The 22,989-nt window shown below is 67.5% G+C and carries 20 protein-coding genes; 13 read left to right on the top strand and 7 right to left on the bottom strand.

Annotated elements, in window-relative coordinates:
- Nucleotides 1-8 precede the first annotated feature (8 nt).
- The 11 genes from QM714_RS06975 (at nucleotide 9) to fabG (ending at nucleotide 10,786) form a co-directional block, all read left to right on the top strand.
- Complete coding sequence (locus QM714_RS06975; protein WP_415098908.1) at nucleotides 9-1,442, top strand: acetyl/propionyl/methylcrotonyl-CoA carboxylase subunit alpha; 1,434 nt, start codon at nucleotides 9-11, stop codon at nucleotides 1,440-1,442.
- Nucleotides 1,443-1,490: 48 nt separating this feature from the next.
- Nucleotides 1,491-2,189, top strand: a complete 699-nt coding sequence (locus QM714_RS06970; RefSeq protein ID WP_415098906.1) for a GntR family transcriptional regulator — start codon at nucleotides 1,491-1,493, stop codon at nucleotides 2,187-2,189.
- Nucleotides 2,190-2,364: 175 nt separating this feature from the next.
- Nucleotides 2,365-3,846: a class I adenylate-forming enzyme family protein gene (locus tag QM714_RS06965; RefSeq protein ID WP_415098904.1), complete on the top strand. Its 1,482-nt coding sequence runs from the start codon at nucleotides 2,365-2,367 to the stop codon at nucleotides 3,844-3,846.
- A complete protein-coding gene (locus QM714_RS06960; RefSeq protein ID WP_415098902.1) occupies nucleotides 3,843-4,457 on the top strand; it encodes a hypothetical protein in 615 nt (204 codons plus the stop codon). Before QM714_RS06965 ends, QM714_RS06960 begins: the two co-directional genes overlap by 4 nt.
- Nucleotides 4,447-4,638: a hypothetical protein gene (locus QM714_RS06955; protein WP_415098900.1), complete on the top strand. Its 192-nt coding sequence runs from the start codon at nucleotides 4,447-4,449 to the stop codon at nucleotides 4,636-4,638. Before QM714_RS06960 ends, QM714_RS06955 begins: the two co-directional genes overlap by 11 nt.
- A 19-nt stretch (nucleotides 4,639-4,657) precedes the next feature.
- Entirely contained in the window at nucleotides 4,658-6,034 is a 1,377-nt protein-coding gene (locus tag QM714_RS06950; RefSeq protein ID WP_415098898.1) for a pyruvate, phosphate dikinase, read from the top strand.
- A 128-nt stretch (nucleotides 6,035-6,162) separates the two neighbouring features.
- Complete coding sequence (locus QM714_RS06945; RefSeq protein ID WP_415098896.1) at nucleotides 6,163-6,888, top strand: SDR family NAD(P)-dependent oxidoreductase; 726 nt, start codon at nucleotides 6,163-6,165, stop codon at nucleotides 6,886-6,888.
- 51 nt (nucleotides 6,889-6,939) lie between these two features.
- On the top strand, nucleotides 6,940-7,785 hold the full coding sequence (locus tag QM714_RS06940; protein ID WP_415098894.1) for an enoyl-CoA hydratase/isomerase family protein: 846 nt from the start codon (nucleotides 6,940-6,942) through the stop codon (nucleotides 7,783-7,785).
- Nucleotides 7,786-7,950: 165 nt separating this feature from the next.
- A complete protein-coding gene (locus tag QM714_RS06935; RefSeq protein ID WP_415098892.1) occupies nucleotides 7,951-9,063 on the top strand; it encodes an acyl-CoA dehydrogenase family protein in 1,113 nt (370 codons plus the stop codon).
- A gap of 28 nt (nucleotides 9,064-9,091) precedes the next feature.
- Entirely contained in the window at nucleotides 9,092-9,997 is a 906-nt protein-coding gene (locus QM714_RS06930; RefSeq protein WP_415098890.1) for an HpcH/HpaI aldolase/citrate lyase family protein, read from the top strand.
- A 48-nt stretch (nucleotides 9,998-10,045) separates the two neighbouring features.
- Nucleotides 10,046-10,786 carry a 3-oxoacyl-ACP reductase FabG gene (gene fabG, locus QM714_RS06925; protein ID WP_415098888.1) on the top strand — a complete coding sequence of 247 codons (741 nt, stop codon included), beginning with the start codon at nucleotides 10,046-10,048 and terminating at the stop codon, nucleotides 10,784-10,786.
- Nucleotides 10,787-10,878: 92 nt separating this feature from the next.
- Here fabG and QM714_RS06920 read toward each other — a convergent pair whose 3' ends face one another.
- Together QM714_RS06920 and QM714_RS06915 are read right to left on the bottom strand one after the other, a co-directional pair.
- On the bottom strand, nucleotides 10,879-12,030 hold the full coding sequence (locus tag QM714_RS06920) for an acyl-CoA dehydrogenase family protein (RefSeq protein ID WP_415098886.1): 1,152 nt from the start codon (nucleotides 12,028-12,030) through the stop codon (nucleotides 10,879-10,881).
- Between the two features lie 222 nt (nucleotides 12,031-12,252).
- Complete coding sequence (locus QM714_RS06915; RefSeq protein WP_415098884.1) at nucleotides 12,253-13,404, bottom strand: acyl-CoA dehydrogenase family protein; 1,152 nt, start codon at nucleotides 13,402-13,404, stop codon at nucleotides 12,253-12,255.
- Between the two features lie 245 nt (nucleotides 13,405-13,649).
- On the opposite strand from QM714_RS06915, the gene QM714_RS06910 reads away from it, so the two are divergent.
- A complete protein-coding gene (locus QM714_RS06910) occupies nucleotides 13,650-14,870 on the top strand; it encodes an acetyl-CoA C-acetyltransferase (RefSeq protein ID WP_415098882.1) in 1,221 nt (406 codons plus the stop codon).
- A 183-nt stretch (nucleotides 14,871-15,053) separates the two neighbouring features.
- A complete protein-coding gene (locus QM714_RS06905) occupies nucleotides 15,054-16,334 on the top strand; it encodes an ArgE/DapE family deacylase (protein WP_415098880.1) in 1,281 nt (426 codons plus the stop codon).
- Between the two features lie 18 nt (nucleotides 16,335-16,352).
- On the opposite strand, the gene QM714_RS06900 is transcribed toward QM714_RS06905, so the two are convergent.
- The 5 genes from QM714_RS06900 to QM714_RS06880 all read right to left on the bottom strand — a co-directional run bounded on the left by QM714_RS06900 (nucleotide 16,353) and on the right by QM714_RS06880 (nucleotide 22,919).
- Complete coding sequence (locus tag QM714_RS06900) at nucleotides 16,353-17,201, bottom strand: dimethylarginine dimethylaminohydrolase family protein (protein WP_415098878.1); 849 nt, start codon at nucleotides 17,199-17,201, stop codon at nucleotides 16,353-16,355.
- A 77-nt stretch (nucleotides 17,202-17,278) separates the two neighbouring features.
- Complete coding sequence (locus tag QM714_RS06895) at nucleotides 17,279-17,827, bottom strand: hypothetical protein (RefSeq protein WP_415098876.1); 549 nt, start codon at nucleotides 17,825-17,827, stop codon at nucleotides 17,279-17,281.
- Nucleotides 17,824-19,335: an NAD(P)/FAD-dependent oxidoreductase gene (locus tag QM714_RS06890; protein WP_415098874.1), complete on the bottom strand. Its 1,512-nt coding sequence runs from the start codon at nucleotides 19,333-19,335 to the stop codon at nucleotides 17,824-17,826. Before QM714_RS06890 ends, QM714_RS06895 begins: the two co-directional genes overlap by 4 nt.
- Before the next feature lie 71 nt (nucleotides 19,336-19,406).
- Nucleotides 19,407-21,452 (bottom strand): hypothetical protein, encoded by a 2,046-nt coding sequence (locus tag QM714_RS06885; protein WP_415098872.1) that lies wholly within the window; start codon nucleotides 21,450-21,452, stop codon nucleotides 19,407-19,409.
- Between the two features lie 105 nt (nucleotides 21,453-21,557).
- On the bottom strand, nucleotides 21,558-22,919 hold the full coding sequence (locus QM714_RS06880; RefSeq protein WP_415098870.1) for a hypothetical protein: 1,362 nt from the start codon (nucleotides 22,917-22,919) through the stop codon (nucleotides 21,558-21,560).
- Nucleotides 22,920-22,989: the final 70 nt, after the last annotated feature.

Raw genomic sequence — 22,989 nt, 5'->3', positions numbered from 1 at the left:
TTGGGGTAGTGAGGAGCCTGAACCCGGGACATGGACTCCGCCTGCGACGAGTACTCGTCGCAAACCGCGGCGAGATCGCGGTCCGGATCATCCGCGCTTGTTTTGACGAGGGCATCGAGTCCGTCGCCGTCGTATCGGAGGCGGACCGGGACAGCATGGCCGCCCGGTTGGCGACCACTTCGGTGGTCATCGGCCCTGCGGCTGCGACGAAGAGCTACCTGTCGGTGCCGCGCATTGTCGGTGCAGCCATCGCCACCGGTTGCGACGCGATTCATCCGGGCTACGGGTTCTTGTCGGAGCGGCCGGACTTGGCTGAGGAGTGCGAGCGCCAAGGCATCGTCTTCGTGGGCCCTCCAGCCGACGTGATCCGCCGGGGGGGCGACAAGATCGTGGCACGACAGGTGGCCGCCGCCGTCGGCATTCCGGTCGGTGAGGGATCAGATCTCGTCGAGTCCGCGACGCAGGCTCGCGACGTCGCGGATCGTGTCGGGTTGCCGCTGCTGCTGAAGGCAGCGGCCGGGGGCGGCGGACGCGGCATGGTGAAGGTCGGCCGCCTCGAAGATATCGAGACGAGTTTCGCAACGGCTTCGACGGAGGCTGCGAGCGCGTTCGGCGACGGCAGCCTCTTCGTCGAGCGCTACATCGAGAACGCGCGCCACGTGGAGGTCCAGATCCTGGCGGATCGCCACGGCCACGTCATTCACTTGGGCGAGAGGGACTGCTCGGTGCAGCGGCGGTACCAGAAGCTCGTCGAGGAGTCGCCGTCGACCGTGTTGACGAGGGAACTTCGCCAGCGCATCTGGGACAGTGCAGTCGCCCTCGGTCGTGCACTCGACTACGTCGGGGCGGGGACAGTGGAGTTCTTGGTCGACGTTGATCGCGAGGAGTACGCCTTCCTCGAGGTCAACACGCGGGTTCAGGTCGAGCATCCGGTGACCGAGATGGTCACCGGGGTCGATATCGTGCGGGCACAACTACGCGTCGCGGCTGGGGCCGAGCTGGACATCGAGCAGCAAGACGTGCGTCTGGTCGGTCACGCGATCGAGTGTCGCCTGAACGCAGAGAATCCGAGCGATGACTTCCTGCCGAGCCCGGGACTCGTCAAGGCCTGGACCGTTCCTGCCGGGGAGGGCATCAGGGTCGACACACACTGCCACGATGGTTATCGCGTCAGCCCGCACTACGACTCGCTGATTGCCAAAGTGATCTGCTGGGGAGAAGACCGTGCCCAGGCGGTACGCCGTATTCGTCGCGTGCTGGCGGCCGTCAAGGTCGACGGCGTCGAACACACGGGAGATTTCCTTTCCGACGTCGTCGCCAGCGCGGACTTTCAGCTGGACCGGATCAACACGCGGTGGGTCGAGGATGTCTTCCTGCCTGCCTGGAGGCAACAGCTCGGCTCGGATCCGAGAGGTGACAGGAGTCCGGCGTCAACTCGGTGATGTGGTCGAGCGGGGCACCAGAACTGCTCGGCAAGTTAGAATGCGTTGGTGAGTCAAGAGGTGTCTCGATTCGGAAAGCAGCTACCAGCAGCGGTTGCTGACGAACTCCGCCAGCGGATCATGTCGGGGCACCTCCGGCCCAACGCGCCGCTGCGCACCGATGCTATCGCACGTGATCTCGGCATCAGCGTCACTCCCGTGCGGGAGGGCCTGCTCATGCTCCGAGGTCAGGGATTCGTCCGGCAGCTGCCCCGCCGCGGCTTCGTCGTGGCGCCGTTGTCGGCGCGAGATGTGGTCGATGTCTTCGGGCTGCAGGCAGACCTCGCGGGAGAGTTGGCTGCGCGTGCGGTCGAGTTCGTGACCCCCGAGTTCGTGGCGCAACTTGAGAAGATCCAGAGCGAGCTCGACTCGGCTCTCGAGGCCGGGGACTCTGCGCTGATCCAACAGCTCAACGACGAGTTTCACAAGACCATCAACACTGTCTCGGAGGCGAGCAAACTCAGGTGGTTCCTCTCGAGCACGGTTCGATATGCCCCATTGAGCTACTTCGGCGAGATCGAAGGCTGGATGAAGGTCACTCATCGGGATCACCACGACATTCTTGACGCGCTTCGCGTCGGTGACGCGGAGGCGGCTCGAATCGCTATGCGCGAGCACATCCTCGGGGCAGGCTCGCTCCTGGTCAGGCACCTGGAGGACGCGGGCATGTGGTCTGACGAGCCAAAGGCAGGCCCCGGGGACCGTTGACATTCAATGTCAACCATGTAAAATATAAAATAAATCTTGGTTGACTCCGCGCCGAGAGTCGGCGCCCATACCGCAGAAGCTGGCAAGACCTCGTTCCGTATCTGGACCTAGGTCGCTGATGCATGCGCTGACGAATTCCCGGGCCAGGCAGTTCTGAGCAGGAGGAAATGTCTCGATGTTCGTGCAAGATCTGGTGCGCCACGCCGCCGCGCGGTACGGCGATCGGCCCGCGATCATCGAAGGCGACCGTACTCTCGGCTTCAGGGAGTTCGAAGAGCGCACCATTCGGCTCGGCAACGCACTGTTGGCGCGTGGCCTGCAGCCGGGCGACGCGGTGAGTTGTGTTCTTCCGAACTGCATCGAGGAGCTGCTGACCTACGTGGCCCTAGCCCGGACCGGGCTGATACGGGTAGGCCTCAATGCGCGGGACACGCCTGCTGATCACGCATTCAAGGTCGCCGACTCACAGAGCCGGGCAGTGATCACTGACGGAGTGGACCTGCCGGAGACCGAGCTGCACTTTACGAAAGAGGACATCGATGAGATGTCTCTGACCGGGCCCGGAGGAGTGTGTGACGTCCCGCTCGACCCCTCACGGACGTACCGCCTCGCCTATACCGGCGGCACCACGGGCCGGCCCAAGGGAGTCATCTTGCCACTGCGCACCCTGCAGGCGCAGGTGACGAACTACCTCCTTGAGCACGTGCCGGGGATCGAGGTGGGCGACGTGATGCTGCACGCGGCACCGGTCTCACACGCGGGAGGATCGTACTTCCTGCCGCACCTCACCTCGGGTGCCACCAATGTTCTGCTGTCTGCCTTCCGTCCAGGTGCCTTCCTTGAGGCGCTGGAGCGCACCGGAGCGCAGCGAACCTTCCTGGTCCCCACCATGATGGCCGCGCTCCTACAAGAGCCGAATGTCGCCGACGTCAAGACGCCGAACCTCAAGCAGATTGCCTACAGCGCATCGCCAATCGCCCCGAGCGTTGCGGAGGGTTGCCGCAAGGTCTTCGGAGAGGTCCTGTCGCAGACCTACGGGCAGGCCGAGGCGCCCATGACGATCACGCACCTGCGGCCATCTGAGCACGACAGGATCGGCTCCGCCGGACGCGCGTACGCGATGACCGCGGTTCGGATCGTCGATGCCGAAGGCCGAGAGATGGCCACGGGTGATAGTGGGGAGATCGCCTGCCGGGGCGCCATCGTCTCGGACGGCTATTGGAATCGCCCCGAGGCAACCGCCGAGACTCTCCGCGACGGATGGCTGCACACCGGGGACCTCGGCTACCTGGACGAGGAGGGCTTCGTCTATCTCCTCGACCGCGAGAACGACGTCATTATCAGTGGTGGTTTCAACGTGTACCCCCGCGAGGTCGAGGATGCCCTGACCAGTCATCCCGCCGTGATCGAGGCGGCGGTGGTCTCGGTGCAGGACGAGAAGTGGGGCGAGATCGTCCAGGCCGTCGTCGCGGTCAGTGCCGAGGTCGACTCGCGCGATTTGGACGAGTTCATGCGTGATCGGGTCGCCGGCTACAAGCGTCCGCGTGCCTATCACGTCTGGGACAACCTCCCCAAGAGTGCAGCGGGCAAGATCCTGCGTCGTGACGTGCGTGACCAGATTCGACAAACAACAGCTCAACGGGAGGCGTCGAGATGACGGCAACGGAGCAGACCACCTTCTTGGCGGTCCACGGCTTGGTCGTAAAGAAGGCAGGGACGGCTGAAGACGTCGCTGTCGTGACCGGTGTGGCAGTCGAGGATGCGACCGCCGCACTCGACGCAGCCGCGGAGTTGGGCCAGGTGCTTGCGGCCCGCGGCAAGTACATGGTCACGCCAGCGGGGCGCACGTGGCTCGACGAGCAGTATCCGGTTGTCTTCGCCGAGCACCGGGCCAATCAGATCCTCGCGGACGCCTACGAGCGTTTCGAGGTCGTCAACCGAGAGTTGCTCGGATTGATGACGCGCTGGCAGACCATGACGGTCCGTGGGCAGTCGCTGCCGAATGACCATACGGACGAGGCTTACGACGCGGCGCTGGTGGATGAGCTCGGCGACCTGCATGAGCAAGCACTCCCCGTTCTCCAGACGTTCGCCGATCATGAGGTCCGCCTGTCGGCCTACATCAGTGCTTTGGAGAACGCACAGGAGCGGATCCTGGCCGGCGAGCACGAGTTCGTGAGCGGGGCTCGGATTCAGAGCTATCACACAGTCTGGTTCGAGCTGCACGAGGATCTGCTGCGGATGCTCGGCCGCACCCGTGAGGAGTGACGAGATGGAGCAGTGGTGCATTCAACTCGACGGCACGGTCGAGTTGGCGAAGGAGGCCGTCGGGAACAAGGCGAGGAGCATCGCGCTGATGCGGTCCCTTGGTCTCAACGTTCCCCAGGCATTCGTCCTCCCCGTATCGGTCGGTCGTCTCTACGGCGAGAACGGGAAAGCTTCCCGATGAGGCCTGGCAGGCCCTTCAGGTGGGGGTGGCCGCGATGGAGCGTGACACTGGCCTGCGGTTCGGTGGTGGGGACCATCCGCTGCTGGTCTCGGTCCGTTCCGGCGCGGCGGTCAGCATGCCGGGCATGATGGACACGATCCTCGACCTCGGCGTCAACGAGGAGGTCGAGGCCGCTCTCGCTCGTGCCTCGGGTGATCCGGAGTTTGCTCGGGAGACTCACCTGAGGTTCGTGGAGTCCTACGCTCGCGCCGTGTTCGGTGCACGCGTGGTTCGGGGAGACGAGGACACGCCGGCCACCCTCCGGGCCCGGACCCGCCAGGAGTGTGGTCACGAGGTTCCTGAGGATCCGCTGTCCCAGCTGCGTGGGGCGGTCGAGGCCGTCTTCGCCTCGTGGAACTCCCGCCGAGCAGTCGCCTATCGCAAGCACTGGAATCATGGCGATCATGGCGGTACCGCGGTGACGGTGCAGCGGATGGTCTACGGGAACCTCGACGACCTGTCGGGAACGGGTGTGCTCTTCACCCGGAATCCGCACGACGGTACACCCGGGCCGCTCGGCGAGTTTCTCGTGCGCGGGCAGGGGGAGGATGTTGTCTCGGGGGAGGTCGACCCGGTGGACATCGCCGCGCTGGCGACCCTGCTACCCGAGGTGCACCAGGAACTGCTCGAGGCCGGGCGGCTGCTGGAGCGAAATGCGGCGGACGTGCAGGACGTCGAGTTCACCGTCGAGCGGGGGAAGCTGTTCCTTCTTCAGACCCGTAACGCGAAGCGATCGCCGGTAGCCGCGGTCCGTTTCGCGACCGCGCTCGTCGACGAGGGGCTGGTGGACGAGCGCGAGGCACTGACGCGAGTGAAGCCAGCTCACGTGGAGAGTCTGCTCCAGCCCGTCGTGGACCCGGCTGCGGCGCAGAGCGCGATCGTCCTAGCCGAGGGCGAGCCCGCGTGCCCGGGGGTCGGCACCGGCCTTGCGGTGGTGGACTGTGACGAGGCAATGCGGAAGGCCGCCGAGGGCGAAGACGTGGTTCTCGCGCGGCGCTCCACCAGCCCCGACGATATCGAGGGCATGATTCTTGCGTCCGGCATTTGCACCGAGGTCGGCGGACGCACCAGCCACGCGGCCGTGGTGTCGCGCGAGTTGGGCCGGCCGGCGGTCGTCGGTTGTGGCGAGGGCCTGATCTCTGCCATCGCCGGACGTCGGGTGACGGTTGATGGCACCACCGGGCGGGTGTATGACGGAGTCCTGCCCCTGGTGAGGCCGGACCTGCACGACTATCCCGATCTCGCACGACTGGCTGGCTGGGCTCGGCAGTATCCCGACGTGCTCGAGCAGGGGCACCCCTTGGCGGCCGGTCGATATGAGAGCGACGCCGGTCTGCGCCAGGACGCCGTCCGCTGAGCCCGCCAGAGGTGGCGATGGGGCGCTGGTGGACGGCGTCGGGCCGAAGCACCTTGGATCCGGCTCGTTCGAGCGCGTGATGAAACCCTAGAGAAGGATGTGTTCTTGTGATTGATTTGTCGGGTCGAGTGGCAGTGGTCGTCGGTGCTGGTTCTGGCATCGGCCGTTCGTCTGCTCATTCGCTGGCGCGGGTCGGTGCCCATGTCGTAGCGGCGGACGTCAACCTTGAAGGTGCTCAGGAGACCGCCGCGAGCTTCGACGGTGGGGTGATCGTCCCGGTCGCGCTGGACCTGACCGATCCCGATTCGATCGAGAAGGCTCGCGACGAGATCCGCGAGCGGCTGGGCGTACCTCGGATCGTGGTCAATGTTGCGGGCTGGGACCGTATCGAGCCGTTCCTGCAGAACAGCCGCGAACAGTGGGAGAAGGTTCTCGATATCAATCTCCTCGGGCCGATCACGATGATCCGCGCATTTCTCGACGGCATGATCGAGGCAGGCGAGGGCGGTCGCATCGTCACGGTCGCCAGCGACGCGGGGAGGGTGGGCAGCACCGGCGAGACGGTCTATGCGGGCGCCAAGGGGGGCATCATCGCCTTCACCAAGTCGCTGGCGCGGGAGATGGCTCGGTATCAGATCACGGTGAACTGTGTGTCCCCTGGCCCGACGGACACCCCGTTGTTCGCTGTGCAGCCGGAGAAGATGAAGACGGCGCTGGAGCGCGCGATCCCGTTCAGGCGTTTGGGCCAGCCCGAAGAGGTTGCCAGCGCGATCACGTTCTTCGCCTCCGACGAAGCGTCGTTCATCACTGGACAGGTGCTCTCGGTCAGCGGTGGTCTGACCATGCATGGATGAACCATTGCGCGGTGAGAGTTCCCAGGCCCCATCACTCACAGTTCTTCTTCCTTGGACGAAAGGATCACGGTGTACTTCGACGACTATCACGGGCTGAGCTTCGAACGACTCGAAGATGGCGTGTTGCTCGTGACGCTGAACGCTCCGGAGCGACTCAACGCCACCGACGAGCGCATGCACACGGAGTTGGCGCGGGTTTGGAAGGATGTCGACGCCGATCCCGAGACCCGGATAGTCGTCGTCACCGGAGCGGGCAAAGCGTTCAGTGCCGGCGGCGACATGGACATGCTGGGCCGCCAGACGCAGAACTATGAGGCGATCTCGCACCTGCTGGAGGAGGCCGGGTCGATCGTCTACAACATGATCCACTGCCGCAAGCCGATCGTGGCCGCCATCAACGGGGTCGCGGTGGGCGCCGGGCTCGCGGTCGCGATCATCGCCGACATCAGCATCATCGCCGAGGACGCGCGCTTCACCGATGGGCACCTCAGGATCGGAGTCGGTGCCGGCGACCATGCGGCGATCATCTGGCCGCTGCTGTGTGGGATGTCCAAGGCGAAGTACTACCTGATGACCTCCGAGTTCATCGACGGCGCTGAGGCTGAGCGGATCGGGTTGGTCAGCAAGGCGGTTCCCCGAGAGGAGTTGATGACTGAGGCACTGCGGGTCGCCGGGAATCTGGCTCGTGGGCCACAGGTCGCCCTCCGATGGACGAAGCGGTCCCTCAACCAATGGCTGATCCAGGCCGGCCCCATCTTCGAGTCCTCGCTTGCCCTGGAGATGCTCAACTTCTTCGGCGAAGACGTGGTCGAGGGCCGTGAGGCCGTGCTGGCCAAGAGGCCCGCGGTGTTTCCATCCGCCACGTCGGAAGGTTTTGCGCGGATGGGGCCGCGATGAGTTCGCCGTCGCGGTTGCCGTCCGTCGGCTCGGGGAGGCGACCTGGGACATACGCAGTTCCGGCGCTCTCGTCGACGGCCTCGGCGATCTTGGAGACGTTGACCCACTTCATGGAGGAGGAGGTGGTTCCGCGCGAGCAAGAGTGGGTGCGTCTGGCGCAGCCGAGTGACGGGCGCACCTGGACGGTCCCCGAGATGCTGCCCGAGCTTCCAGCGACAGGCGAAGGAGCTCGGGCTGTGGAACCTGTTCCTCCCCGATGCGCGATGGGGTGGACCGGGGCTGTCGAACAGGGACTATGTGCCCATCGCCGAGGAGATGGGCAGGGTCGTCTGGGCGTCAGAGGTTTTCAACTGCGCCCCGCCGGACGCCGGAAACATCGACGTTTTCGTGGACTTCGGCACCGCCGAGCAGCAGGATCGGTGGTTGCCCGGTCTCCTCGATGGCTCAGTGCGCTCCGCCTTCCTGGTCACCGAGCCCGGGGTGTCGTCCTCCGACCCGACCAACCTCACCACCCGAATTCGGAGAGATGGCGACCACTACGTCATTGACGGGCTCAAGTGGTTTGGCACCGGAGTGATGCATCCTGACTGCGCAGTCTGGCTGGTCATGGGTGCCACCGATCCCGACGGTGAGCCACATCGCCGACAGAGCGTCGTGCTGGTCGACCCAAGCGCCCCGGGAATCACGGTCGGCCCGTGCCAGACGGTGTTCACCGAGACACACGCCCCGGGCGGTCACGCCCAGGTGCGGTTCGAGGGAGTACGGGTTCCGATGACGAATATCGTGCACGTCGAGGGCGGCGGTTTCGAGGTCGCGCAGGCGCGGCTCGCGCGCGGCCGGATGCATCACTGCATGCGGGTCCTCGGACTGGCCGAACGCGCGCTGGAGTTGACCTGCGCCCGGCTCTCGGAGCGATCGACCTTCGGACAGCGTCTGGCCGACAACGCACACTGGCAGCAGGTCATCGGCCGGTGTCGTATCGAGATCGAATCCGCGCGGCTCCTGGTCCTCCATGCTGCGACTCGGATGGACGAGGTGGGCGACCGTCGCGCATCCAGAGAGATCGCGATGGCCAAGGTGGCCGTTCCGGGCACGGCGCAGCGGGTGATCGATCGAGCGATTCAGGCGTTCGGCGCCGAGGGGCTGCATCACGACCCCGGCCTTCCCGCGATGTACTCCTATGCACGCTGGATCGCTATCGCAGATGGGCCTGATGAGGTGCATGCCCGCACGGTCGCGCGACACGAGCTCCGTCCTCACCGGCCCGCCACCAGGTGACGGCCACCAGGAGAGTCGGATGAGGTCGATGCGAGAGATCGCCGAGGTGGCCAGAACCTGGCTGTTTGTTCCGGGGGACCGTCCGGAACGATTCGACAAGGCGGCCGCCGCGGGGGCGGACATCGTCATTCTCGACCTTGAGGACGCGGTCTCCCCTGGGGCGAAGCAATTCGCGCGCGACGCCGTGGTGACCTGGGTCGGGGGTGCGCGGACGCCCTTCGCGGTCCGGATCAACGCCGTCGACAGGCCAGGACATAAGGACGATCTGGCGACGCTAGCGGGCCTAGGCCGACCCACGGTCGTGATGTTGCCGAAGGCCGAGGATCCGGGCACCGTTGCCGCTGTCCTAGCGGCACTGCCGGTGGGCTCGGCGGTGGTTGCGCTCATCGAGACGGCGCTGGGCGTCATCCGGGCCACAGATATCGCCCAGTCCCCAGGGGTGGTGAGACTCGCATTCGGTAGCTACGACTTCGCAGCTGGACTCGGAGTCGACCCGGACCATCCCCCGGCTCTCGCCGCCGCGCGCAGCATGCTGGTGCTTGCCTCCGCTGTCGCTCAGCTCGAAGGCCCGGTCGACGGGGTAACCGGTGACGTCTACGACCACGACCGGCTTGTCGCCGACGTAGAGGCTGCAGTAGCTCTCGGCTTTGCTGGCAAACTCTGCGTTCACCCCACACAGGTATCGCCGGCGGCATCTGCACTGGCCCCCACAGCCGAGGAGGTCGCGTGGGCAGCGAAGGTGCTCGCCGCGGTGAGCGAAGGCGGTGGGCAGGGCGTGGTCCTCCTTGACGGCCGCATGGTGGATGCCCCGGTCATCGCTCGGGCGAAGAGGCTCCGTCGTACTGGAGAGGCTGCGGTGCGCCCCTCCGCGGAGCGCCCTCGGGGCGCCGCGCAGCAGGCTATGGGCTTCCCACACACGTTCTCAGAGATCTAGCTCGACGTAGTCGTTCGGTTCTGTTGGGCACAACGAAGGGGAGATTCGATGGGAATCGTGGAGGGTAGGACGGCCGTTGTCACCGGTGGTGCGCAGGGAATAGGCTGGGCAATCGCCGAAGCCCTCGTCTCCGAGGGCGCCAAGGTAGTGTTGGCTGACGTCGATGGCAAGGCTGCTCAGGCTGGGGCTGAGCGCCTCGGTGGTTGCGATGTCGCCGTTGGCGTCACTTGCGACGTGGTCTCGGCGGATGACGTCGACCGGTCCATACAGACTGCTGTCTCGATCTTCGGATCACTCGACATCATGGTGAACAATGCAGGCATCACCCGGGACGCGACGATGCGCACCATGACCGAGGAACAGTTCGACCAGGTCATCGCGGTCCACCTCAAGGGCTGTTGGAACGGCACCCGCCTCGCCGCCGCGGTCATGCGTCGGCAGAGGTCGGGCGCCATCGTCAACGTCTCCTCAATCTCCGGGAAGGTCGGCATGGTCGGTCAGACCAACTATTCGGCCGCCAAGGCGGGCATCGTCGGGCTGACCAAGGCAGCGGCGAAGGAGATGGCACACCACGGTGTGCGGGTCAACGCGATCCAGCCAGGTCTGATCCGATCGGCGATGACCGAGGCGATGCCCGAGCATGTGTGGAACCAGAAGTTGGCGGAGATCCCCATGGGACGACCCGGTGAGGTCGCGGAGATCGCCTCGGTGGCGCTGTTCTATGCCAGCCCGCTCGCGTCGTACATGACCGGGACCGTCGCCGAGGTCACCGGCGGCCGGTTCATGTGAAGGAGTGACCTCCCGATCCGAGTGTCCTGGGATCGGTGGCACCGCCGATCGGCGTTCGAACGGATACGGAAGGACGGACGGCCCGCGAGCGGCTACAGCCCCTGTGCCTTCAAGAGACGACGAGCGATGACCAGCTTCTGCACCTCGCTGGTCCCTTCGTAGATGCGGAAGACGCGCGCAGCACGATAGAACCGCTCGACCGGCACTTCGCGCATGTAGCCGAGTCCACCGTGGATCTGCACACCGCGATCGGCGACGCGCCCGAGCATCTCGCTCGCGAAGAGCTTCGATGCCGATGGACCGAGCTTGCGGTCGGTGCCGTCTTCGAAATCGCGGGCCGCATCGAGGGTGAGCGCTCGCGCCGCACGCAACTCGGCATACGACTCGGCGATCATGGCTTGGATGAGCTGGAAGGTGCCGATCGGCTTGCCTCCCTGCGTCGCTACCGCCGCGTGGGCGACGGACTCGTCGAGAATACGCTGCGCCTGGCCGACGCAGATGCCAGAGATGTGCAGTCGCCCCTTGGCCAGGGACGCCATCGCCGCACGGAACCCAACCTCCTCCTGACCGCCGATCAGGCGATCCGGACCGACCACGACGTCTTCGAAGAAGACCTCGCTCGTCCATGCGCCAGCCTGCCCCATCTTCTTGTCCTGGGGACCGACGGTCACACCCGGGTCGCTGGTGTCGACGAGGAAGGCCGAGATGCCCTTCGTGGTCCCTGCCTTGCTGAGGTCGGTGCGTGCGAAGACCACCAGAACGTCTGCCAGCGCGGCATTGGTGATGAAGCGCTTTGCTCCGTTGATGCGGTAACGGTCGCCGTCTTTGACGGCCGTAGTGCGCAAGCCACTGGGGTCAGACCCTGCCTCCGGCTCGGTCAGCGCGAAGGATGAGACGACCTCACCGGACGCCAAGCGGGGCAGCCACTCCCGCTTCTGCTGGTCGGTGCCGAAGTTGACTAGGGTTTGGCCCGCAATGCCGTTGTTGGTGCCGAAGAGCGAGCGAAACGACGGCGTCGTGTAGCCGAGCTCCATGGCCAGGCGCACGTCCTGGACGGCGTCGAGACCGATCCCGCCGTACTCCTCAGGAATGGCCCAACCGAACAGACCCATCGTGCGCGCCTCGGATATCACGTCGTCGGGAATGCGGTCGGTCTCCTCGATCTGCTCCTCAAGCGGGACAATGCGCGTGCTCACATAGTCACGCACCGTCTTGAGAATGTCGTTGAAGTCTTCCTCGTTCATGTTCAGTGGTCCTCTCTCGACGGCGGTTGTCCGGCCCCAGGCGGGAGCATGGGAGTGGTCCGCGCGACAGCGCTGACCGTGGCACCGGGAACGTCGGCCTTGTCGGGCGGGCAGGTGGCTGGTTGCCGTGGGTTCCGATGGTCACGAGATGGCTGCCGCTCAGAGCGGGTATGTGAAGTCTCGGCCGTCGCGCAGCAGGCCACGGGCTTTCCCGCCACGTTCTCAGACACCGCCGCGCTCCACCAGTTGTTGTGCGATGACGTTGCGCTGGATCTCGTTGGTGCCCTCGCCAACGATCATCAAAGGTGCGTCGCGGAAGTAGCGCTCGACGTCGAACTCGGTCGAATAGCCGTAGCCGCCGTGGATGCGGACTGCGTCGAGCGCGATCTCCATCGCGACCTCGGAGGAGAAGAGCTTGGCCATACCCGCTTCGAGGTCAGCGCGCTGCCCGCTGTCGTACTTCTCCGCGGCGAACTGGGTGAGCTGCCGGGCTGCGGTGAGCTTGGTGGCCATGTTGGCGAGGTGATGGCCGATCGCTTGGTGCTTCCAAATCGGCACACCGAAACTCTCGCGCTCCTGGGAGTACCTCAAGGCGTCCTCGAGGGCGGCGGAGCCAACGCCGAGGGCGCGGGCTGCCACATTGATTCGACCTGCCTCCAGGCCACGCATCATCTGACCGAAACCTCGACCCGGTGTCTCTCCGAGGATCTGCGCGTGGGGTACACGCACATCGGTGAAGATGACCTCGCAACTCTCGATTCCCTTGTAGCCGAGCTTGGGAAGGTCGCGACCGACGGCGACACCCGGAACCTTCTCGATCAGCACGACGGAGATGCCTCGGTGCCGAGGCTCGGCCGTTGGGTCCGTCTTGCAGAGGACAGCCATGAGCCCTGCCATGCGGGCGTTGGAGATCCAGGTCTTCGAGCCGTTGATGACGAGATCATCACCGTCCTCACGAGCGACGGTCGTCATCGCCTGCAGATCCGAGCCCCCCCCGGGCTCGGTGAGCGCCATGGTGGCACGCAACTCGCCGGTGGCCAGCCGCGGAAGGTAAGCCCGCTTCTGTGTCTCGGTCCCGAACTCGACGAGAAGCTTGGCCACGACGGTGTGACCCCCGATCGCGCCGGTCAGCGACATCCATCCACGTGCGAGCTCCTCGCAGACTCGGGCGTAGCAGGGCATCGACGCTGGGGTCCCGCCGTACTCCTCGGGCACCGCAAGACCATAGATGCCCATCGCCTTCATCTGCTCGATCCAGCGCTCGGGATACTCATTCGCGTGCTCGACTTCTCGGACCGTCGGCTTGACTTGGTCGTCGACGAACGCGCGGACCGTGTCGACGAGCAATTGCTCCTCGTCACTGAGTGTGGCCATTCGCAGTCCCCTTCGCAGACATCGAGACCGCCCGGGGGTCTGAGTCGGTCGCAAGCATAATATTGTATAATCACGAGGGAGCGCTAGAAGCCGTGCTCATGGGCGGACTGCATCGGCGGTGACCGAGGTTCTCGTGCGGAGACGCACGCGGGTCCGAGGGGCACCGCACGGTGCCGGTCGTCTGGATCGAGCGCACGCCCGATGCGTCGCTAGGCCGGCAATTCCCTCGACCGAAGGTCCATCCCATGCCTGAAGCAGTGATTGTTGCGACCGCCCGTTCCCCGATCGGCCGTGCAGGGAAGGGCTCGTTGGTCGACGTCCGCCCAGACGACCTGGCCGCGCAGATGGTGCGAGCTGCGCTCGACAAGGTGCCAGCGCTCGATCCTGTCGAGATCGACGACTTGATCCTGGGCTGCGGAAGGCCTGGCGGCGAGCACGGCTTCAATATGGCGCGGGTGGTAGCCACCATGCTCGGGTACGACCAACTGCCTGGATGCACCGTGACTCGCTACTGCGCATCCAGCCTGCAGACTACGAGGATGGCCCACCACGCGATCAGGGCCGGCGAGGGCGACGTCTTCGTGTCCGCGGGAGTCGAGTCCGTCTCCCGCTACGTCACCGGCAACTCCGACTCGTGGCCCAGCACCAAGAACCCGATCTACGATGAAGCGCGCGAGCGGACGGCCGCCGCAGCAGAGCACGGTGCGGTGTCCTGGCACGACCCACGCGAGGACGGGAAGCTGCCGGACATCTACATCCGTGCCGGCCAGACTGCCGAGAATCTCGCTCTGGCCAGGGGAGTGACCCGGGAGGAGATGGACCAGTTCGGTGTTCGTTCGCACAACCTGGCAGAGAAGGCGATCAGCAACGGGTTCTGGGCGCGCGAGATCGTCCCGGTCACGCTGCCGGACGGCCGGGTGGTCGATGCCGATGACGGGCCTCGCCCGGGCACGACCCTGCAGAAGGTCGCCTCACTCGATCCAGCCTTCCGGCCCGGTGGTCGGGTAACGGCTGGCAATTGCTGCCCGCTCAACGACGGCGCGGCCGCCCTGGTGATCATGTCAGATGTCAAGGCGCGCGAACTAGACATCACCCCGCTCGCCAGGATTGTGTCGACGGGCCTCTCGGCGCTGTCGCCCGAGATCATGGGCCTGGGTCCGGTGGAGGCGTCCCAACGGGCACTGGCGCTGGCCGGCATGAGCGTCGACGACATAGACCTCGTTGAGATCAACGAGGCGTTCGCGGCGCAGGTGATCCCGTCGTACCAGGATCTCGGCGTTGATCTGGATCGGCTCAACGTCAACGGTGGGGCGATCGCCGTCGGGCATCCCTTCGGAATGACCGGAGCGCGGATCACCGCGACGCTGATCAACTCACTGCAGTTCCACGACAAGCAGTTCGGCCTGGAGACCATGTGCGTCGGCGGCGGGCAAGGAATGGCGATGGTGCTCGAGCGGCTTGCGTGAGATTCAGAGGCCCCTCCTGGCGGGACCTCTCAGTGTCGTGCGCACTGCCTCGCCAATGCATCAGGCGATATCGAACTTCTCGCCGCTTCCAACCTCGGTCCAGGGCGGCCAGGAGATCTTGGGACCACCGCCGGGAGTGAGATCGGCCGCTGCGCTGCCTTGCCGGCGTGATTGGGTGGCGCCGTGACCGATCTGATGTCGCCGGCGGAGGCACGGCTCCTCGACGCGCTTGACGAACAGGCGTTGGTCGACGACTTGGTCCGGCTGGTGCGGGTCCCGAGCGTGACTGGCAGTGCGGCAGAGTCCGAGCTGATGGCGTGGGCCGCAGGCGACGCGGAGCGCCGCGACCTCAAGGTCGACCACTGGAAGATCGACCTCAAGGCGCTCGCTGCGCATCCGGACTTCCCGGGCACCGAGGCGCCACGGCAGGAGGCGTACGGCTTGGTGGCGACCACTCCGGGTGCCGATGCACCCGCGCTGGTGCTGCAGGGCCATGTCGACGTGGTGCCCATCGGCGACCCGGCGCGTTGGGGAGCCGTGGATCCGTTCGGCGCCCGCATCGAGGACGGCATTCTGCACGGCCGAGGTGCTTGCGACATGAAGGCGGGCGTCGCCGCCAACGCCGCGGTGCTGCGCACCCTACTGGCCGCCGGTGTCCAGCTTGAGCGACCGCTGGCGGTGCACTGGGTGGTCAGCGAGGAGGACGGGGGCCTCGGTGCGCTGGCCACGATGCTGCGTGGCCACGGTGGTGAGGCGGCGGTGATCACCGAGCCGACCAGCGGTCGGATCGTGGTCGCCAACGCCGGCGCGCTGACCTTCCGGATCGAGGTCGAGGGCCGCGCGGCGCATGGCAGCACCCGCACCGAGGGAGTGAGCGCGTTCGAGGTCTTTCTCCCGATCCATCGGGCGATTGCCGAGTTGGAGAAGACTCGGAACCAGAGTCCACCCGAGATCTTCGCTGGCAACCAGCTGCCCTATCCGATCTCGATCGGCATGCTCTCGGCCGGTGACTGGGCCTCCAGCGTGCCCGATCTGCTGGTCGCCGAGGGCCGACTTGGTGTGCTCCTCGACGAGGACCCGGCTGCGGCGCGTCGCGCCTTCGAGGACTGCATTGCCGTCGCGGCTGCCAGAGACCCCTGGCTGCGGACCCATCCGCCAGCCGTGACCTGGCCGGGTGGTCAGTTCGCCAGCGGGCGGACACCGGAGGGCCACCAGATCATCGCCGAGATGGCGACGGCGGTGGCCGACGCCACGGGCGGTGGTACGCCGGCCCTCGCCGCGGCGCCGTACGGCAGTGACCTGCGGCTCTACACCGGGATCGGCAAGATCCCCGCACTGCACTTCGGGCCGGGTGATGTGCGGATGGCGCATGCGCCTCGCGAGCAGGTGTCGTTGACCGAGTTGATCGAGGTCACCCGTGCTTTGCTGCTCCTAGCGGCTCGCCGCTGCGGCGCGCACCTGTGACGGTGGGTCCGGGTCGGATCAGTCGCGGTGGAGTGGTCGGGTCAGACAGGTGGGCCCGCCGGTGCCGAGCGCGATCTGGTCGGCGCTGACGACGGTGACCTCGACACCTGCCTCCTCCAGGCCGGCCACCACGGCAGGGGCGCCGGCGAAGATGACGGCGTGGTCCGGGCTGACGGCAAGGACGTTGCTCCCGAGCAGGTCGTACTCCTCGGCCGAGACCGGCACCCGGTCGATGCCGCGCTCCTCTAGTGCCTCCATCAGCGGGACGGGGGTCAGCGGCTCGTAGACCACGGCCAGGTGCTCGTTCACGAGCGAGACCACCGACATCAGGTGGAGCACCTCGTCGCGGCCGCCAGCATGCGGGAGGTCGAACGAGACGGTGTGCACGCCCTCCGCGGCCATGATCTCGGTGAGCTGTCGGTGTGCCTCGGTGTTGGTTCGATAGCCGCGGCCCAAGGCCAGGGTGTCTTCGTCGAGCCACATCAGGTCGCCGCCGTCGGCGTGCGCACCTCCGGAGAGTGCACCGATGATCGGCAGGCCGAGTGCCTCCAACTCGCGTGCGAGGACCGGCGGCTCGCAAGTGCGGACCGGCTTGATCTGGTCGAGCACGATCACGCCGCGGCCGGTCACGAAGACGGGGTCGTAGGCGAAGGTCGCGTCCACCGCGGTGGGCATTGCTTCGAGCAACTCGACCTCGACACCGAGTCCACGCAGCAGCTCTGTGTAGGCAGCGTGCTCGGCGAGGAGTAGTCCCGGATCAGGATCCTCGGGCCAGCCGGCGCTGGCGAAGTCGCCCGTGGTCGCGGGGACGCGCAGTGCTGCGCGACGTAGGGGAGCGGTCATCGAGCGCACGCCATAGGAGCTCATCGGCACCGACGCTAGCGGTTCTCTGTGGCTACTGGTGTGTACGACGCACCAGGCGTGTCGTACACACCAGTAGCCAGTCAGCGGTATCGGTCGGCGTCGCGCGGACGTAGCAGCGCGAGGGTGCCCCGACCGAGGGCCATCTCGTAGGCCGCTGCGCCCAGGTTGGCGCCGGCGAGGAACACCACGGCGTCGGAGGTCGAGACCGCCTCGCTGAGGCCGCTCGCCCCGAAGGCGCCGACATAGTAGGGCAGCTCCTTGGCGACCTCGGTGAGGACGTAGCCAGCTGAGCCGGCCAGGCGGCGTACCCGAGGAGAGCGCCGCCGAGCCAGGTCGAAGGCCGCCTTGGACACGACGTTCGTGCTGGTCCCCGTGCGCTCGAGCAGTTGCGCGTTGCCGGCGAGGCCGGTGCGCAGCCCAGCCGCCCAAGCGAGGTAGCTGAGCACGAGCACCACCAGCAGGACGCGCAGATCGACGCCGGTGAACAGGCCCGTCCCGACGAGCAGGACACCGGCAGCGGTCGCGACCAGATCGAGTGCGTACGTCGACGCGACGGTGGCGACGATCGAGACCAGCCACCGCGACGAGGCGCCGAGACGGGCGAAGACACCTGGCGCTTTCGTGGTCATGCGGGTGCGCCCGGGAGCACCACGTCCGATCCGGCGACGGCCAGCTCTAGGGCAGCCGAGGCGCCGACCGCGGCCGCGACGATCTCCCTCCGCCCGACCTCCCCGGACGGGGCACGACCCGCCGCCAGCCACGGTTCGAGGCGCTCTTGGACCGTCGGGGCGCCGAGAACCTCGTGCGGGAGGGCGTGCAGCGCCGCGATCCGGCAGGCGGCCCGCGCGAGGTCCGGGTCTGCTCCCGCGCCATGGCGCAGGGCCCGCGACATCATCCAACGGGGATCGTCGGGGATCGGCGAGCCCGATATCTCCGCGCTCATCTCCGCGAGCCGCTGGTGGCCGAACCAGCGGGTCGCCTCCAGCCACGGACCGACCCGCGTCTCGATCTGCGCTGCATGCACCTCCAGCACGGCGGGATCGTCGGGCGGCAGATCGACGAGCACGTCTCGCAGCACCCTCGCCTGCAGCAAGCCCAGCGTCGCACCCCGTCCCAGCGACGGGTCGGTCGACACCGCCGCGTCTCCGAGCCCGACCAGGCCGGTCACTACGGGACGGCCGTCGCGGAGGTAGGACCGGGTGACATCGGCCGTGCCCGCGATCGGGATGACGTCGGTCAGCGGCTCGCCGTGGCGCGTCCACTCTCGCGAGGTCGGGCAGAGGTCCGCGACGGCCTCCCACGAGGCGACTTCGCGCAGCGGTCGCAGCACCCGGTCGTCGCTGCGAGTCGCGAGGACGACCGACCAGGTCCGGTCGTCGCCGGGGAGCGTGAGCACACTGAGCCCGCCGTGGTGGCTGAGCGCCGGTCCGGCGCCGCCGGGCAGGTGCCCCGAGGTCGTACGGTAGTGCCGGCTCCAGTAGACCAGGCCGGTCGCCTCGCGAGCCGAGGCCGGCCGCCTCGCGATCTCGGCCACCATGCGCGGGAGTCGGGTGTGGCGCCCTCCGGCGTCCACGACGAGGGCCCCCTCGACCTTGCCGACGTTCGTGCGCACCCCGCGCACGTGTGGAACGGTCCCGGTGGCAGTGACCAGCCCGGTGACGTGGACACCTCGGCGCACCTCGAGTCCTGGAGTCCGGTCGGCGATGGTCGCCAACGCGGCCTCCAGCACCGGTCGGCGTACGGCGATCGTGTCGAACTCCTCGTCGCCCGGCCTCCATCCGTGGGTCACTGCGGAGGACTGCAGATGCAGGAGATTCGTCCGCGGCAGCCCGGCCTCGGTGAGCGACTCGGCCAGGCTCGGCAGCTCTTCGCGGACGATCTCCCACCAGCGCGGCAGCATGACGTGCGGGTGACGGAACTGGCTGACGCCGGGCCGCTCCCAGTCGGCCCAGGCCTGGCGCGGCAGGCTCGGAGGCGGCATCGGATCCCGCTCGAGTACGACGACGCGGTGGCCGGCGCGGACCAGCAGAAGGGCGGCCAGGAGGCCGACCAGTCCACCGCCGACCGCGACGATCGGGTCGGACGCCGTGGCTGGTGTGGATGCCGGCTGATATGGATGAGATCGAGCGGTGGGCATGGTCGCCTCCTCGGCTGGGCAGTGCCCCACCGTGCGGCCGATGCCTGCTCACCTACCAGGTCATCGGCTGCTCACTCGCTGTCCGTCGGGGGAGGTGGCAGCGGGAGGATCCGCTCCCCGACCTCCACCGACCACAACACGGCCGTGAACCGGTCCAGTGCCTTGGCGAGGTGCCGCCGATAGGTGCTGAAGGGGAGCCCGAGGACTTCGGCGGCGGCTTCTTGCGAAGGGCTGCCCTTGAGATAGGTGCGCTCCAGCACGCGGCGATACGCCTCACCGCCCGGCTCGTCGGCCAGAGCATCGAGGGCTGCCGGAAGCACGGCGGCCAGGGGCGGGCCTTGGGCGGTGAGCGCGCTGTCGGCGAGCCGACACTGCGCCAACTGGTCGGGGAAGGGGAAGACGGCGAGCGCGGCCTTGACCTCGCGCGCGAACTCCTCCTCGCCCAGCGGGGCCGGCCGGAGCAGGTCGGCCGGCGGCGGGCCCGTCTCGCCGGTCAGCTCGCGCCGCGCCATCAGTTCGAGGAAGGCAGGAAGCGGGAAGCGCCGCCGGTCCCAGCCGTAGCAGACGGTCCGGAGGCCGTCGTCCTCCACCTCGACCATCCGACGCAGGCCGAGGTACTCGAAGTAGCGGCCGTAGAACTCATCCCCAGTGGTGGCGATGAAGGTCCAGGCCGCCGGTTGGCGGAGCCACTCCAGGATGCAGCAGATGCCGTTGGCGAGCAGCTGCGCCGGTGACCCCTGGTAGGGGTCGGCTCCGCCCCCGAACCGGTTGACGTTGATCCGTTCGCCCGGACGAAGCGGGCCGTGCTCGGCCACCACGGCCAGCACAGCAGCGGCCACCGGGTCGTCGGAGTCGAGGGCGTCGCCGGTGGGCAGATACACGTGCATGGCAAACGCCGCCACACCCTCGTCGGAGCGGACCACGGACAGACCCTCCGGCTGCGTGGCCAGATACTGCTGTGCCAACGCCGCCGAGCGGGGACTCTCGCCATGCTCGATCAGAGAGAGCACCTGGGACATGTCCTCGTCCTCGGCACGCCGCACGGCGAGCACACCGGCGTCGCGCAGCAAGGCCGTCTGCGGGGCGAGCGGCCCGGCGCGATGCATGAGCAGCAGCTCGGCGGCGGCGCGGTCTGGCCGGCTCGTGGCGGAGTCGAGCAGGAGGCCGACGAAGTACCACCGCACGCTGGTGTGCAGGTCGGCGTACGCCTCGGGCGCCCGCTGCGCGAACTCGGCCTCGAAGGCCTCCCGCACCACGTCGTGCAGGAAAAGACCGACCTCGCCGCGGCGGACGTAGGGCCGCGACTCCAACCAGGCCCAGACCTCCGGCGCGCGCCGGCCCACGATGTGCGCGAGGAGATCCTGGGTCATCCGGCACGCGTGCGCGCAGGTCGCGAGCCCGGTCCGGCAGGCCTCGTCGGGCACGTCGTCCACGATCCGTGCACACAACGCCTCGACCACGCCGGGCGCCTGCGCCAGCACGTCGGGCTCAGCACCCTCGGCCACCGCCTCCGCAAGCATCGCCAGAGCGAGCGGAAAGCCACGGCCGAGCCGCGTCACGGTGGCGCCAGCCGGACCGGACACTCCGAGCCGGTCGAGCAGGGCCAGCGCCTCCTCGTCGGTCAGCCCGGTGAGCTCGTGGACGGTCGCCAGCTGTCGCCAGCCGGGGTCCAGCCACCACTCGGATGAGGGAGCGTCGCGGCCGGCGAGCACGGTGACGGCGCCGGCGGGTCGCGACGGCAACAGCACGTCGCGGAACCAGCGGTCGATCGGCGCCAGCAGCTCGTAGCCGTCGACCAGCAGCAGATCGGGGTCGTCACCCACGGCCTGCGCTCGGAGCGCCGCGAGCACGGACTCGGCCGTCCCCTCGAGCTCGCGCGCGTCGAGATAGACCGCGGAGCGATCGAGCGTCCTCGCCTCTCGGGCGAGGGCGTCCAGCAGCGTCGACTTCCCGATGCCGCCGGGACCGTGGACCAGGTGAACCCGCGCGGGCGACCGGCCCTCGAGAGACCGCCGTACGGCGGCCACCTCCTCGTGACGCCCCACGAAGCCCTGGGCGCGGGCGGCGTCGAGCGCCTCGCTGGTGCGCGCGACGGACCCGCCCGGCGTCCGATCCATCTGAGCCAGCCTAGTACCGGTCGCCGCGCAGAAGCATGGCTACTGGTGTGTACGACGCGCCAGGCGCGCCGTACACACCAGTAGGTTTCCCCCGGCATCAACCGATCAGCGAGCCACCAGGTCGTAGGGCTTCTGGTTCGCGTCGATGGTGATGAGATAGCCACCGTTGGAGAGTGCCGACGGCACCGTGATGGTGCGGGTGCTGACCGGCTTGGTCCCGGTCACGTCGATCTCGGTGATGGTGCCTTCGCCACCACGGGTCACGAAGACGTGGTCCCCGTCAGGAGTGGCGGTGAGGTAGCGGGTGGCCTTCCCGGTCGTCGGCTCCCCGGCGACGGGCCCATTCTCGAGAGGCTCGAGGGCCACACTCTTCAGGCCGCCGGTGTAGGCGTCGGTGCGGGTGTTGCGCTTGAGCAGCAGCAGTTTGTCGCCCGAGCCGCTGGTGAGAGCCACCGCGGCGTAGTCGTCGGTGGGGGTCACGCGGGTGGCGCTGCCCTCCCCGAGCACTACGGTCCGCAGGCCAGCCCGACGGGTGGAGCCGATGGTGAGGTAGGCCGGGGTCTGGTCCCAGGTCGTGCCGACCTCGGTGGCTCCGGCGTGCGAGCCCAGGGCCGTGGTGCCATCGGGAGCCATCGCCGGTCGGTAACTCTCGACGCTCGGTCGCGGGTAGAGCGAGAAGGCCGAGGCGCCGAATCCACTCTTGGTGATGCGCACGGTCTGGTGGCCGAGGGCGACGGTGCTCCCCACCACGGTGCCGTCCGCGGAGACGATCGGGCCGTGCGGGTAGGCGGACAGTGCGGTCCTTGCGAAGGCCTTCGGGTGGCTCCGCCCGGCCATGATGTCGGAGACTCGGTAGGCGTCCAGGTGCCCGCCTGCACTGACCACGAGCCGCAGCGGCTGGCCGACGAGGAAGACCTCCATCTCCTCGTTGGAGAGGCCGGAAGGTGTCTGGACTGCGGAGACCGTGAGCTCGGCGGTGTGACTGCGGCCGGTGCGCAGGTCAACGATGGTCGCCTGCTGGGTCGTGGAGCCGTCGAAGTCCGAGCCGACGGCGACGTAACGGTGAGTCGGGTCGGCGGCCATCCAGCCCGCGCGCTCCCACTCTCCGTCGGGGTTCGGGATCGGGTAGTGCGCGATGATGCGCGGGACGCCGGCCGAGTTGACCTTCACCACGTCGAGCTCCGGCTTCGACTCGTCCATGAACGCCACCTTGCCGCCACCGAGCTGCAGGGTGCCCGCGTGCGTGCCAAGCTCCACGTTGCTCAGCGTGCCGGTGACCTGGCCGGAGTCGGCGCCGACGACATAGACCTGCTCGGCCACAGTGTCGGCGACGAGCAACCACTCCTGCGCGGCGCCACGTTGTCGATCCTGAGCCGGCTGGGCGACCGCGCTTGTCGGGGTGAGTGCGGCGATGGTCAGGGCGCCGGCCAGCATGGCAGCTGCCGGTCGCCAAGACGGGACTCGCATGGTTCCTCCTGTGATCGTAATGAAAATGAGAATCATTAATATCATGAAGTGGAGAGAGGCATACGACCGG

This window comes from Nocardioides sp. (assembly GCF_047602075.1).
In the GTDB taxonomy this organism is placed as follows: Bacteria; Actinomycetota; Actinomycetes; order Propionibacteriales; family Nocardioidaceae; genus Nocardioides.
The sequence above is the reverse complement of the archived record's forward strand: the minus strand, read 5'-3'. Positions and strand labels throughout refer to the sequence as shown.